This window comes from Bifidobacterium sp. ESL0764 (assembly GCF_029395515.1).
In the GTDB taxonomy this organism is placed as follows: domain Bacteria; phylum Actinomycetota; class Actinomycetes; order Actinomycetales; family Bifidobacteriaceae; genus Bifidobacterium.
In genome coordinates this window covers 1,695,754-1,709,380 of sequence record NZ_CP113919.1, presented here as the reverse complement: position 1 = coordinate 1,709,380, position 13,627 = coordinate 1,695,754, and the positions used below count along the sequence as shown (strand labels likewise).

Annotated in this window: 9 protein-coding genes; 4 read left to right on the top strand and 5 right to left on the bottom strand. The window is 59.6% G+C overall.

What is annotated here, in order from left to right; genetic code table 11:
- The first annotated feature begins 314 nt into the window (after positions 1 to 314).
- Complete coding sequence (locus tag OZX71_RS06500) at positions 315 to 845, top strand: LytTR family DNA-binding domain-containing protein (RefSeq protein WP_277159755.1); 531 nt, start codon at positions 315 to 317, stop codon at positions 843 to 845.
- Positions 846 to 910: 65 nt separating this feature from the next.
- Here OZX71_RS06500 and OZX71_RS06495 read toward each other — a convergent pair whose 3' ends face one another.
- Both OZX71_RS06495 and OZX71_RS06490 read right to left on the bottom strand, forming a co-directional pair.
- Entirely contained in the window at positions 911 to 1,645 is a 735-nt protein-coding gene (locus tag OZX71_RS06495; protein ID WP_277159754.1) for a response regulator transcription factor, read from the bottom strand.
- Positions 1,645 to 3,180: an ATP-binding protein gene (locus OZX71_RS06490; protein ID WP_277159753.1), complete on the bottom strand. Its 1,536-nt coding sequence runs from the start codon at positions 3,178 to 3,180 to the stop codon at positions 1,645 to 1,647. Before OZX71_RS06490 ends, OZX71_RS06495 begins: the two co-directional genes overlap by 1 nt.
- Before the next feature lie 112 nt (positions 3,181 to 3,292).
- Between OZX71_RS06490 and OZX71_RS06485 the strand changes: the two genes are divergently transcribed.
- Both OZX71_RS06485 and OZX71_RS06480 read left to right on the top strand, forming a co-directional pair.
- The gene (locus OZX71_RS06485; protein ID WP_277159752.1) at positions 3,293 to 5,263 is read left to right on the top strand and encodes a PspC domain-containing protein; all 1,971 of its coding nucleotides are present in this window, start codon (positions 3,293 to 3,295) and stop codon (positions 5,261 to 5,263) included.
- Between the two features lie 38 nt (positions 5,264 to 5,301).
- On the top strand, positions 5,302 to 6,000 hold the full coding sequence (locus OZX71_RS06480; protein WP_277159751.1) for a hypothetical protein: 699 nt from the start codon (positions 5,302 to 5,304) through the stop codon (positions 5,998 to 6,000).
- Positions 6,001 to 6,072: 72 nt separating this feature from the next.
- Here OZX71_RS06480 and OZX71_RS06475 read toward each other — a convergent pair whose 3' ends face one another.
- The 3 genes from OZX71_RS06475 to OZX71_RS06465 form a co-directional block, all read right to left on the bottom strand.
- The gene (locus OZX71_RS06475) at positions 6,073 to 7,830 is read right to left on the bottom strand and encodes an alpha/beta hydrolase (RefSeq protein WP_277159750.1); all 1,758 of its coding nucleotides are present in this window, start codon (positions 7,828 to 7,830) and stop codon (positions 6,073 to 6,075) included.
- Positions 7,831 to 7,905: 75 nt separating this feature from the next.
- Entirely contained in the window at positions 7,906 to 8,502 is a 597-nt protein-coding gene (locus OZX71_RS06470; RefSeq protein WP_277147557.1) for a DUF4125 family protein, read from the bottom strand.
- A gap of 187 nt (positions 8,503 to 8,689) precedes the next feature.
- A complete protein-coding gene (locus OZX71_RS06465) occupies positions 8,690 to 10,753 on the bottom strand; it encodes a DUF4037 domain-containing protein (protein ID WP_277160678.1) in 2,064 nt (687 codons plus the stop codon).
- Between the two features lie 480 nt (positions 10,754 to 11,233).
- On the opposite strand from OZX71_RS06465, the gene OZX71_RS06460 reads away from it, so the two are divergent.
- Positions 11,234 to 13,525, top strand: coding sequence for a DUF6020 family protein (locus OZX71_RS06460; RefSeq protein WP_277159749.1), 2,292 nt, complete (start codon positions 11,234 to 11,236; stop codon positions 13,523 to 13,525).
- Positions 13,526 to 13,627: the final 102 nt, after the last annotated feature.

The following is a 13,627-nucleotide window of genomic DNA, read 5'->3' as shown; positions in this document are numbered from 1 at the left end:
GTGTCTGCCGACCTGTTCCGAGGTTGGGGATTCACGCCGGCTGCGGGCCGGGTGCCGGGAAGCGTTGCGTCGGGGTAGACGAATCTGAGGTAGTCGTCGGCGTTGATGACCGCGTACTACTCGAGCTGCATCGGTCCGGGTTTCGTCGATATGTCGCGTTTTTCGCATTGTTTTCAGTTGACTGTCAATACCCGGATTCTATCGGTATATCGCGTTTCATTGCATTTGCGCGAAACGAGCGTAGACAATTATTTAGACATAGTGATACAATGAACGTATTGTGCTTTAGGAGACTGTGAGGGGAGGAGAGCCGGATGAACGTTGATTTTCAGTCGGATTCGGATTTGCGCAACGACCAGATCCGCGTGGTCGTCCATGCCGCCAAACCCACAGGAGAGGTGACCAGGCTGCTTCGCGGCATCGCGGCGTTGGAGCAGGAGGTTTCCTCGATCGTCTCGGTGCAATCCGGGGGCAGGCTGGAGGTCGTTCGTAAGAACGATATCGTTGCCATCGAAATCGATGGCGAGTTGCTGCTGTTGAAGATTTTTGATTCTGACGCCCAGCAGTATAGAGACAACGCGTCTGCGGAACCTGTGTCCGAAGAGCCGGTCAGCAGCCCTAGAATCCGCACGTTGGCGATAAAGGACGGGCTTGCGCATTTTGCAAAATGCCTTTCCAAGGCCGATTTCGTGCGGGTCTCGCGTCAGGTGATTATCAATCTGCGATATCTGCAGTCGTTGGAGATTTCGTATTCGGGAAACATGATGGCAAAGCTCTCGGGCGGGGTCACGGAAACGGTGAGCCGCCACTACGTCACCAATCTGCGTAAGTTGCTCGGGGCTTAGGGCAAGCAAGGGTAACCTGCAGGCACCCGATATCGGATTCGGATTCCAACTCTTTTCAGAATATCTCATACGATTCGGCGGTCGGCGGCCCAGCGGGTCAGCTCGGTGCGGTTCGAGAGCTGGAGCTTTTTCAGCACGGCGCTGACATGGGTCTCTACCGTCTTGATGGAGATGAACAGTTCCGCCGCGATCTCCTTGTAGGTGTAGCCGCGCGCGATGAGGCGCATGACCTCCTGCTCGCGATGGGAGAGTTTGTCGAGCTCGTCGTCGTGCTCGGCCGCCCCCGCGCCTTGGAAGGTCGAAAGCACGAAACCGGCCAGTTTTGGCGAGAAGACGGCGTAACCTTCGTTCACCTGGATGATCGAGGAGATCAGGTCGCCGCCGCTGATGGTTTTGGTGACGTAGCCGCGTGCGCCCGCGCGGATGACCGCGCCGACATCTTTCGGCGAATCGGAGACGGAAAGCGCGAGGAACGCCGAATCGGGGGAGAGCGGGTGCGATTTCAGCAGGATTTCCGCGCCACCACCGCCCTCGCCGCCGGGCACGTGGACGTCGAGCAGCACCACGTCGGGTTTGGTGGCCGCGATCATCGCCACCGAACCCTCCACGTCCGGCGCCTGGCCGACGATGGTGAAATGCGGGCTCAACGTGGCGATGACCCCAGCGCGGAACATCTCGTGGTCGTCGACCACGGCTATGCGGATGGTATGGTGATCGCCCTCGGCCTTATTCCTGTTGGCGGAAGCTGGGTCCGTACCTGCGTTCTGCCTTGTCTGGATGTCATCGTTCGTTGCGTTCATTACCGGTATGCCTCTGTATTCGTCTCTTCTGCCATTGTGCCATCAGCGCTGCCGTTTTCCTTCGGTATCGGCATGGTCATATGTACTTCCGTGCCCCAATGCGGCCGAGAGACGATCTTGACACTGCCGCCGCGTCGTTCGATGCGGCCGATGATGGATTGGCGGATGCCGAGCCTGTCGGGCGGAATGGCGTCCTGATCGAACCCGTCGCCGTGATCGCGCACGAAGACCTCGGCCTGCGCTCCTCCGACCTCGCAGTAGACCGAAATCGGTTCCGAGCCGTGCTGCACGGCGTTGAGCATGGCCTGTTCGCTGGCGTTGAGCAAGGCGTCGGTTTGGGCGCTGGGCCGTGTATCACCGACGCTCACCACGTCGATTGGTTCGCCGAATTCATCCTCGATATGCGCCGCGATCTCTTTGAGGCCCGAACTCACCGAACGGTCGGAGGGAATGCGTTCCTGATAGAGCCACCGGCGCAGCTCGCGCTCCTGCTTGCGGGCCAGGGTGAAGACGGTTTTGGGCTCGTCGCTGTGCAGCTGGATGAGGGCGAGGGTCTGCAGCACGCCGTCGTGCAGGTGGGCGGTCATGTCGGCGCGTTCCTCCTCGCGCTCCTTCAGCGCGTGCTCGTGGCTCAGTTCGTGGATGAACCGGTTAGCCAGCGGGATGATGGCCAGCGCCACCCCGGCCAGCAGCGCCACTCCGGCGATTGCAGCGGAAAACGGGAGATGATGGCTGAATGTCTCGGAATCGGCGCAAACGAAATAGCCCAGAGCCATCAGCGCCACGCCGATAAGCAGATAACGTATCTGCCCGTCCTCGGCGTTGAAACGGATCCAGGCCACGCCGATGCCGCAAAGGGCCATGAAGATGCCGAAGGTGAGGTCGCTGGGCAACGGGCTCAATTCCAGGATTACGGCCAATGCGATCAACACGATTCCGGCAAGCGCGATAATCGAGGGTTTTGAAGCGTTCTTGAATGCCTGGGCGAGGTTTTCCGGGCCGTTGCCCGATTCGTCGCCTGGTTCGCTTTCGGTGCCGGCGTTGTCGTTGGTCGTGACGGATGCGGCGGAAGGCGATGAGAAACGTTGGGCCGTCTGTCGCGAGATGTCGGCGGGGCCGGTCGTATTGGATGTATTGAAATCATCGAAAGATTCGTGTTGCCCGTTTGTCGTATGGTCGATATTCCCGTATGACAATGGCGCATGTTCGTTCTTCCATGCTGCCTCGCGCTGTTGCTGTTCGGCGGTAAGCGGGTCTCCGGCGGGAACGAACGCCCACAAAAAGATATAGGCCGCGATGCCGGCGCCGAACAGGAACGTCGCCGCTATGAACACGAGGCGAATCCAGGCCACCGGCACGCCGAGATGAAGGCTCAGCCCCCGGCATACCCCGCAGAAGATGCGTTTCTTTTTGGGCCTGAGCAGGGGCAGACGTCGCTTCGGAGTCACAGGGAATCCGCCGGACGGCGCATATCGATTCCACGCGTAGGTCTGCTGGCGTGGTCGGTTGTCCGGCTCGTGATTCGATGGCTTCATACCTCCATTGTGCATGGTTTTGCGGATTTCGGGGTGCGTTACGGAAAAAATCAGGGTTAAATCAGGGTGTTCCCTGACCCTTTTGAGCGTTGCGGGATGCTGTAATGGAACCATGAGCAACAACATGTACGGCGGCTACCAACAGCCTGCCAATATGAGCAATCCCGTGCCTCCTCGGCACGACAAGGTCGACCGTTTCTTCGCCTGGATTCGTGGCAGCGGTCTGATGCGTGGCAACAACCGCTGGATCGCCGGGGTATGCGACGGCATCGCGGTGCGCTACGGGCTGAGCCCCGTTTTCGTGCGTGCCGTCGTCGCCGCCTCCACGCTGGCCTTCGGCTTCGGCGCGGCCTTCTACGCGGCGGCGTGGGTGCTGCTGCCGGATTGCCGTGACGGCAGGGTCTCCGGCGAGGAACTGGTGTACGGTCATTGGCAATGGTCATTGCTCGGCCCGATTATCTTCATCCTTATTGCGGTCGTCTCGCCTGGGGTCGGCGTGCTGCTATCCCTCATCGCCGTAGCGGTGCTGTTGATCATGATCAACAGTCTTGCCAACAAGGCGCAGAGGCAGCGCGGAGCGACGTTTGTTAACAACGGTCGGGAAACGCAATATCAAGGTCCGCATCAAGGTCCGTATCAAGGCCAGTGGCAGCAGCCTTCGCAGGGCCAATATCGTCAGCCGGGGCCGATGCCCTATAGTCCATCCGGCAACGTAAACCAGACTTTTTATGCGAATGCGCAGCCCTCTCCGTATGCGCCGCAGCCTACCGACCAAAGCCAGAGCAACGCGCGAACCCAATCCCAAGGAACCAACGAGGCGACGTTTCGCGAACCGGGAGGCATGAATTCGGGCGACCGTTTTGACGGTGCTGCTGGTGCCAATGCTGCTGGTGCCAATGCGTATCAGAACGATTCAAGCGTGAATCCGGATACCTCGCGAGGCACGGCCGGTGATGCCGGTTCCTCGCGCCGGCCGACTTCGCCTTTTGCCAGCGGCCCGTCGCAGGCTTATGCCGCGCCGCCCACATATATGGCCGAACCGGCGCAATCGTATCGGGAAAACATCGCCCAGAACGCCGCGAAAACGTGGGGGTCGAGGCGGGCGAAACGCAAGCCGGCCGGTTTCGTGGTCGTTCTGCTCGCTCTTGGCGGCATCCTGCTCTCGGGTGCGCTGGTTGCAATACAATGCTTCAGCAACGGCGGCTACATGGGCACGATTTTCCAATACGGGACGTTCTGGATCGGCGGGGTGCTGATAGCGCTCGGCGTGCTCATTGCCATACTCGGCTTGGCCGGGCATCGTGCCGGAGGTCTGCACCCGATGGTCTGGATTGCCGCGTTTGTGGCGGTGGTCTTCCTTATCGGCGATATCGGATATTCCGCGGTACTGACCGGTTCGGAGCAGCAAAGCCAGGGCTATCACCAGATTGATGTCAGCGGTTTCAAAGCCATCGATGCCAGTAACGACCGACAATTGAAAAAACTGGCGCAGGGGACTGCGGTTAAAGGCCGCCGGCTTGATGACGATGCGGTCAATATCGACTTCAGCGATTACGCCAAAACACATGGCAAGCACGAGGTCACGTTGAGAGACGGCAGCACCGTTCAGTCCGGTTGCCCGACCGGGACCATTCACCTGACCGACAGGCAGGCGACGGTTTTCGTCACCTTGCCTGCGGGGTGTTCCTACGAGCTCAGCCATGAATCCGACGCAAGAGTCGATGGCAGCGTGATGGGTGTTGATGTGGATGACGGGGAAATCATCATCAACGGGGTGTATGCAGGCAGCGAAATCGGCACAAGATCGCTGGGCAGTGGCTATGTCGCCATCGGCCGCAATATGCAGGTCGGCATCGGTGGGATGAGCTATCAGCGCATCGGTTACGGCAGCGGTTATGGCAACGATCAGGACTACCAATGGTTCGCCCTCAACAAGAAAATGCCGAAGAACGGGCCGGAACTCACGATTGACGCCCCCTATATCGTCGAAGGACGCGTCACGGTGCAGTACCCCGTCGAAAGCACGGTGCCGAGCTATGCGCAGTTCGTCAAAGGCAAGACAACGGGAGCGTGGATGCGATGACAATGAGCGACGAATCGAATGCGAACGAGGAGAACGACATGACGGATCCTGCAATCGACAACGATATTACCGAGACTGTCGCTATGCCAGCCCAGAATGCCAGCGCTGACGCTGCTGCCGCCGATACCGAAGTCATGCCGAATCAGAGGGCTGATAATGACGTGACAGAGGCCATCCCGGCTTCGGTCAATAGTCTCGATATGGCTGAAGCTGAAGATGATAATCACACAAACAGGGATAATCCTGCAAATGATGCGTCGACGGAAGCGGAAACTGAAACCGTAGACGAAACCGGAGCTGGCAGCGAGGCCGGAACGAAAACATGGACAGGAGCCGGGACGGAAGCTGGTGGCGCTACCGCGAAGATGCCGCGACAGGGCGGATACGCGCCGCCGTCGAACTTCGCCACCGGTGGCCCCGCTCCCGCTGGCGCCTACGTGCGTGTGCCGCGCGACGTGCCGCCGCAGATGCCGAAGCCGCAGCCGCCTGCCGGGCCGAGCAAAGCGACCATTGTGCTGAGCCTGCTGCCGCTGTTTCTGGGAGCGTTGATGCTGATTGTCGGCTCGGCGTTTCCGATGGTCTTCGCGCCGATACCCGGGGGCGTCGATGTGCGCTCGCTGATCGCCATCGGCATCGTTGCGCTGGGCGGGTTGCTGATTGCGCTGGCGGTGCTGCTCGGCTTGGCGTCGCTGATTCATCAAGGCGCGGCAAAATGGAGGGCCAGAAGGCGGCGATAAGTCGTGGTGAATCAAAGCCGATATATTGAATGCCGGTGCAGCGAGGGTGACGTTGCGCCGGCATTTTGTGGGTTATAGGGCATAAAGCCCGAAGAACGCCATCAGTATCAGTGAAGCCGCCGATGCGATGACGCACAGAGCTGCGGCGACGAAGTGTGCGGGAGTCCAAAAATCTTGGGGTTGCTCGCCTCTCGGATTCCTGCTGCCGCGCGAACGCCAAAGTTCCATAATCAGCCAGGTGAGCAGAGCGACGTTTACCAGGGCGATGATTTGCAACAGCACCCAGCCCCAGCTGAGCAGCGTTCCGCGCGAAGTCAATGTCAAGGCTGATTTTGCCGCGATCATGACGTACGTGAAAAAGGCGGCGATCCCCAACACCGCGCAGCAGCCATTCAAGGCCAACGCTGCTGTGAGCTGATGCGGGAAACGGCTATGGGCAGCATTGCCTTGAGAGGGCCGAGCCTCCGCGGTTTGCCTCGAAGATCGGTTGGTAATATTCCTGTCGGTCAGGCTCGAGGAATCTCGCTTGTCGTGTTTGTTCAAATTCCTTAATGTAATACAAATTCCGATGATTCCCGCCATCAAGACGCACAGCGCAATCGCTGCCAGCAGCACCAATATCGTGCTCAGCGACCCGATAAGTCCTGGCTTGACGCTGGATGGAACGCCGAAGCGTTGGCGTGGCTGGCTTCCGGCGACCTGTGGCGTAGCCCAATCGCTCGCTTTGGTGCCGGCGGCGATGGCGTTGGTCCAATCCTCGAGGTCGTGTGTATAGTGCGTGTCGAGCGGCAGGCCAGGCACGGAAGTGTGCGCGCCGACGCGCATCTGGTGATTGGCGTGGTAATAGCGCACGAGCACGTTCTTGTTGCCGGCGGCGCCCGCGCCGTCGATGATGTCGGCGGCTCCCTGCTCGATGGGCATGGAAAGGTCGTCGGTGCCGAAGCTGATAAGCAAGGGCATCGTGAGGTCCTTCAAGTAGCGTTCGGCGGGAAAATCGGCATATTGCAGCCCAAGCGGGACGAAATCGAGACTGACGAACTTGTCGACGTCGCGGTTGAGGCCCTTGGGTGCGCCGATATAGTCGACGTAGGTGTTGGAGGCCATGGCCATCTGCCGGCGCCCCGAAACCGCCGGCGGCGAGGTCAACATCATGAAGGGGATGGCGCCGGGGTGGCGGTGCGCCATGGCCTCGGCGACCCACGTGCCTTCGGATTCCGCGTAGACGCCGGCGTGCGTAGGGTCCACGTCGGGTTGCGCGCGCAGAGTCTTGAGCGAGGTCATGTAGTCTTCGGCCATCGCATAATAGTCGCGGTGAAAGGTGGTGTAGGTGTCGAGGCGTTTGTCGGGCACGAGCGTGACGATGCCCGCCGAGCTCATGGCCGAAGCGATGTCGCCGTAGACCTCGCTGGCTTTGCCGGTGCCTGCTCCATGGATGAACAATGTCGCGGGCCGTAAGCCGGGTGCACCGATGGGGGAGCGCAGGATGGCGTTGATGGTGACGTTCGGGGCGAGCCTGATGCGCAGGTTTTCGGCTTTTACCTGATAGGTGCCTTCCTGATCGGTGTTGAGAACGTTTTTGGGATCGGTGCCGATACCGGTTTTCCCGGCTTGAATATCAGTATTGTGGGCGTTGCCGGTATCTTCTGCCGATGCGTTCGCTTCTGCCGTGTCACGGGCCTGTATGGCGGAATCTGCCGAAGCCACCTTGATATGTTGTGTCAGCGGTTTCACGCTCCACGGTGCCGTCATTGCGGTGCCCAGTGCCGTCAAAATGGCGACAAGGGCGACAAAGACGGCCAGAGAGGGCAGGAATCGTTTCAGCAATCGCATGCGTGCCACTCTAACGCACCGCTCATATCTTTACGCCTACTGTCGCAACCCGCTCCATGCAACTCTATGCAACGCTTACTGCTGCAACGCCTCGGCGTCGTCGAGCGACTTGAAACCTCCGAGCAGCACGGTGTTGCGGATGGTCTCTTCGGTGAGGTTTCGCTTGGCCGTGGCGAGGCTGGTGATGAAGTCCTGATAGAGGCCGAACGTCTTGTCGGAATACGTGCCGAGCTCACCGCGCAGGTAGGTCTCGAACGACGTGTTTTCGTGGGTGTCTTCGGCCGTGCGCAGCACGCGCATCTCGCGGCCGAGCTTGGGGTAGCGGCCGCGGAAATCGTCGGCCCACGCCACCTGCTGCGCGATGACCTTTTCCTGCGCCGCCTTGCGTTCGGCGGAACGCGCAGGAATGTACGGCTCGATGTTGGCGTGGTATTCCTCCGGCCAGGTCGAAATCATCATGCGGCCATATTTTTCGGTGATGAGGTTGCGGCCGATGCGATCCGCTTCGTCGAGATCGTCGGCATAGCTTTCCAGCAGTGGCACCGGCCAGGTGGCGAACTGGCTGAGACGCATCTGGTGGAAGGTCGGCCAATTGCCTTGGCAGGCCGCGCGTCCGCCCTCGTTGTCGGTCTTCTGGAACTGGTTCCACTCGTGCTTCACCACGCGTTCCATCAACTCGATCCGAGCATGGTCTTCAGCTGAAACGTTTCCCTGCGTCTCTTGTCTCGTTGCGTTTTCCGTCATCGTTGCTCTTTTCTTTGATATGCTCGTCTCGCATATCGTTGTTGACTCATTCATTGATGTGCTGCCATCAACTCTAGTGGTTTTACAATGTATTGCGTTCAGCGCGTTTATGGGTTTACAGGCTGTGCAATACCGGATTGTCGCTGCCGATATGGGCCTCGACGTACGGTCGCTGCCATTCCAGAAATTCCTCGTCGCTGTTGGTCAGGCCCTCGGCCTTGAGCTCCGCGACGATTTCGGTGCAGATGTGTTCGACAGTGCTCTGCACCTGCTCTTGCGCGGGGGCCGATCCCTTGCCGCCCTCGCCGAATCCGGCGCCGCCGAAGCAGGCTGCCGACGAAAGCCGCAGGATGGTTTCAAGCTGTTCGCAGACGTCCGGCAGCACAGTCGACATACGCCCGGAAAGCCGGCGTAGCGCCGCGAACTGCCATTTGTAATACGGCATGTATCCGGCGCGGATTGGCTCGTTGATCAGGAAGATGAACGAGCAGACGTTCGTGGTGAATTCACGGATGGAAAGCCATGCCGCCGCGCCGTCGCCGCGCCCCAGCATGCGGGGGAGGTTGTACTGCCCGGCTTGAGCGATCATGCCGAGGCGGCGCGAAATCAGCGAAAGCCGCACATCGTCGGGCATCATCTTGAAGCCCTGCCGCGTCTTGGAGACGGCACCGAGCGGATCGGCGAAGATCTCGCCGTTGGTTGCCGCAGCAAGCGTCGGTTCGTCCAGCAGCAGCCATTCGTGCGGTTTGCTTTCGCTGGGGGCTTGTGGGTAACCGGTGATGGACGCGAAGAAATCGCCGATGCGGAAGACGCCGGTACGCCGTGAGCCGCCCTGCGCGCGTGCCGTGGATTCACGCGGCCCGAAGCCCATGAACTCCTGCGGCAACGCCTCGTAGTCGGCCTGCAACTGTTCGCCGATCGCGTCGTAATCCTCGTCGGTGAGCCACAGGCAGAAGCCGGGGCCGAAATCGTGGTCCTGTGAATACCGGTCGTCGAATCCATAGCATTCCGAGCCGTGGCCGACCAGGCCGGCGGCGATGCGCCCCTGATATTCCGGGTATTTCTGCGCGATCATCGGTTTGCCGTACTGCTCCCAGTAGGCGCGTGCGAGCTTAAGCCCCGAGATCGCCGGCTTGGTTGCTGCGGTTGTGCTGCCAAGGGAGGTCGATTGGTTATTGCTTGAAGTTGCCGGGGCTTCTTTTTCGGTCTGCGAGGCCGCTGTGGGAGGAGTGGTGGCATTGGCATTATTGGCAGTACTGCCGGCCATGCCAGAATCTCCCTGCCGACCGGCGTTGTTATCGGATTGTGATTCGTCGCTCTTTTCGGCCGTTTGCTGTGCCGCGCGCGCGGTTTCCTCCACCTGGGCGAGATTCCCCGCGGTGATGCGGTAGTAATCGGTGTCGGTGCCGTAGCATTCTTCGATGACCCTGAGTGCCTGACGGTAGGAGTCGATGGACTTGTCGAACAGCCCTGCCGCGAAGCAGGTCTGCGCGTATCCAGCCAACGCCGAGGCGAAATGGGCGCTGTGTTCAAGATGTCCGTTGCGGTAGATTTCCAGCGTTTTCGAGGAATGCTTCATCGCTTGGTCGAGGAGTGTTTCGACGGTTGTGGTCGAAACCTTGTCGGTTTGTGATGAAGGCTCATCGGTTTGGGTCGAGGTCTTGTCGGATTCCGGCTGATTCTGCGTCTGCCCGTCCTGCGCCGCTTCACTCGCCCGTTGCAGCAGCACCAGCGCCAGGTTGGTATGTGTGGAGGCCACGTCGATATCGGTTTCCGGATCGGTGCTTGAATCTTCGAGGATGGAAAGCGCCGTTTCCAGCTCGTGCTGCGCCGCCTCCAGCTTCCCGGTCTCGCTATAGAGCATGGAGATGTTGTTGTGCAGCGCCGCCATCCGCCGGTCGGTGGGTTTGAGCGTCTTCTGTGCCGATGCCAGCGCCTGTTTGTACAGGTCCTCGGCCTGGTCGTACTGCTTGGCCGCGCGCATCCCGGTCGCCGCGTTGATCAGCGTGGTCGTCCACGCCTCGGTGCCTTCGATGCCCATCTTCAGCCCGAGTTCCAGCGCCCGCTGAATGACCCACTGGTTCTCCTTGTGCTTGCCGTGCGAACGGTAGAAGCCCATGGTCTCGTTCAAGACGGTCAGCAGCCCCGCATCATCCCCGGCGTTCTCGGCGTCCGCCATCGCCTGCTTCAGGTACGGTTCGGCCTTGTCACGTGCCTCATGCGCGTCGAACAAGGCATCGAGCCCCTTGAGGAATTCGTCGGTATCGAATGTCGCGTTGGTGGCGGGCGCGGCGGCGTTGTTCAGGTCGCTTGCGTCGTTTTCCTGCTGGCCGGGAATCGAGGAATGTGCCTCACTGAAGGCCTTCAACAGGTCTTCTGGCGTCGTGCCTTGCGCGTTGTCGTCCATGACTGCTCCTTTGTCGTGTGCTGGTTCCCAGTCTATTGCCGGTTGCGATATCCACAGGCCTTGTTTTGATGTGAGCTATGTCACAGATATATCGGGTTTTCGTGTAGCCTCGCCAGGCGCTGCAATTTCCGGCCGGTCGAAAGCGCGGGTGAGGTGTCCGATGATATTTCGACAAACCGGCACGCTAGACTGACCATAGATATTCGATAGGTTTCGGAGTGGCAATAGCCGATACAGCGTAGGGGAGCAGCGGTGGAAGATAAGGTGATCGGTCGTTCAGTCGATACGTCGGCGATGCGAAAAGTGACCGCGGGCGCTGCAACCGGCTCATGTGCAGGTGGTCCAGATGATCACGATGCCTCGCAGCTCTCGTCGTACACGGCCGAATCAAAAGGCGGCGGCGTGTGGCCAAAGCTGCGAGTCTTCCTGCGTCCTTCGAAAACCGGATTGCTGATTCCCGCTGTTCTGGGATTTATGGTCGCCTGTTCAAGTCAGGCCGCACAGTTCGGCTGGGTTCCTTTCGACCACGTTTACCTCTATCTGCAGGCGATCGGCTATGCCGTGCTTTTTGCTTTGCTCTATATGATCGCGTTCCGTGGTGTTCAATTCGCGAGAACCCGCGTATTCGATGGTTCCAATGTCAATGTTGCTGGCGATGAAGCGGCTTCGACAGGCCTTTCGAATGCCGATGATTGCAGCGATGATTCCGTAACTGCGATGACTGGAAAGCCCGCGCTTGCCGGCAAAATTACTTCTTGCGAAGGAAGACTTCGTGGGAATCCCGAGAATCCAGGTAATGCGGATGTGACATCGACCTCCTCTGCGAACATGTCGCACAGATGTTTCGCCGCTGTCCGTCGTTATTTCCACTTCCGCTACGTCGAACGTCCCTCCGCCATCGCCGCCGATGCCTCGATACTGTTGTGCTGCTGGCTGCCGTATATCGTTCTGCTGTTTCCCGGCGTCATCCATTTCGACACCGGCGACCAGATCGCCGAATATTACGGTATGCCGCTCTATGGCATGAACGCCGGCAAGATCTGGGACCATCACCCCTTCCTCGATACCTACCTTTACGGCTGGTTCGCGGCGCTGGGCAAAGCGCTGTTCGATAATTACAACATCGGCATGTATATATACGCTTTGCTGCAGGCCATAGGCTTTGCGTTCGGCATAGCCTGGCTGCTCGCGTATCTCGGCCGAACCAGCCTCAACCGCAAGCTGCTGCACGGTTTCGCCGCGTTCTTCTGCTTCTTCCCGGTGGTGCCGATGTGCGTCATGTCGATTGCCAAAGACACGACCAGCGCGATGTTCTTCATTCCGTGGGCGGTAATGTATTGCAAATTGGTCGATACCAGCCTCGGCCTCCTGCGCAACCCTTGGTTTGTCACCGCGTTCGCGCTGGACGGGCTGCTCGTGGCGCTGACGCGCAAACTCGGACTCTATATCATCGTGCTCTGCCTGCTGGTGCTGGTCATCGGCAGGTTTGCAGCGAAATTCAAGGCGGCTGCCGTGGCGTTTGCGGTGGTGCTGTTCGTCATCGTGGACATGGCGATACCGAAATTCGTTTTCCAACATATCAACGTGGTGCCGGGCACGCCGGAAGCCGCGCTTGCCTTGCCGATTCAGATGATGGCGCGGGCCGCGCACGACCATCCCGACGATATCAGCGATGCTGATCGTGCCGCCGTCAACGACTACCTTGAATATTCGTGGGAGCGGATCGGTCGGGACTACGACCCGTGGCTTGCGGTACCGGCCATCGGCTGGACGGTGAAGGGCAAGGTCCCGGTTTCGCGCCTTGCCAAGGCCTGGCTCGACGTCGGTCTGCGCCATCCCGATTCCTATTTGCAGGGTTTCTTCTGCCTTGAGGCGGGATGGATGACTTTCGATGCGTTCAGCGTCAAATACCAGCCGATTCCCAAGCCGGTTTCCGTGGTGATGCTGCCGATGACCACCTCAGACACGGCTGCTTACACCTACGGCGTGCTCCAGCCGCACACCCCGCCCACCGAGGCCAGCGAGACGGTCAAGCAGCTCTACCGCACGCTCGTCGATACGCCGGGCGTCAATATTCCGTTCTTCATGGCGCTGTGGACGTCGGTTTTGCCCGGATTCATATTGTATTACCTGTGGCGACGCAGGAAAGAACGCCGGCAGACGATTCTGATGATGAACCGGAATCGTCGTACTGACAGTGACGCTCGCCTTGGCCAGGCTGTGCAAACCGACCGGACCGTCGGAACCGATGGAGAGACGAGCCGGTTCAACGCAATCGACACAGATGACCTTGCTGATAGGCCGGCCGCTGATCTCATGGCTCGTGCTTCCGCCGCCGGTCGGAACCTGTTGCTCAAATGCCTACCCTGGCTGCTGAGTGCCGCCAGCCTCTATGTGTGTGCCGAAAGCCTGTCGCGCCCGGGCCGTCCTTCGCCCACGCGATTCGTCTTCCAGCTGGTGCTTTTGACCCCGATGGTGATCGGTTTCCTGTGCTCTTCTCGAGGGTCTCAGACGTCAATTGACGAAGATCCGGCTGAGGTATAGCGCTGATTTTTTGACGGAAACAAGTCGGTAGGTTTTTGATGCTGCTGATGCGACCTTATGACCTTAAACATTATGCGATGCTCGGCTCGTTGATCGGCCCTG